We start from the raw sequence: 613 nt of genomic DNA on the forward strand, positions 1-613 counted from the left end.
GTCTATCTGACCGGCCGACCCGTCGACGCCCTCACCCGTTGGCTGGAAGTGGCAAAGATCGACAAGGGCAGCGTGTTTCGAAAAGTTGATCGCTGGGGCAACGTGTCCGCGCGTGCGCTGGAACCGAGCGCCGTCAACCGGATCGTCAAACAGCGGGCGCAAATGGCAGGCCTCGATGCCAAAGAATTCTCCGCGCATGGCCTGCGCTCCGGCTACCTCACCGAAGCGGCCAATCGCGGCATTCCACTACCCGAGGCCATGGAACAATCGCGTCATCGCTCCGTGCAGCAAGCCTCCGACTATTACAACAACGCCAAACGGCGCAGCGGACGGGCATCACGATTGCTCTAATGCTTTGTGTTCCAAGCAGATCATCGCTGAATAGCTTCCGAGAATTCAATGGTTATTCATCAGCTTGACCAGCATTGGTCGCATTCATCTAGCACACATGCCGCAAATGCCTGTCAATCGGACTCGCTCCAGACAGATGCGCACCCATTGCCTTGATTGAATTGATGTCGGTGACTATCGTCTTAGGCTGGCGGCTGGCACAGTTAAGATAGTGGTCGTGCCAGCCTCAATTATGAAATCAGACCAGAAATCTTTAGAATTT

The 613-nt window shown here is 55.1% G+C and carries 1 protein-coding gene; it reads left to right on the plus strand.

From position 1 onward, the window contains the following. The coding region (locus VBH83_RS19385) for a tyrosine-type recombinase/integrase (protein WP_396999101.1) at positions 1-351 on the plus strand (351 nt) is incomplete at its 5' end. Positions 352-613: the final 262 nt, after the last annotated feature.

The organism is Ochrobactrum sp. S1502_03 (assembly GCF_044435015.1).
Classification (GTDB): domain Bacteria; phylum Pseudomonadota; class Alphaproteobacteria; order Rhizobiales; family Rhizobiaceae; genus Brucella; species Brucella chromiisoli.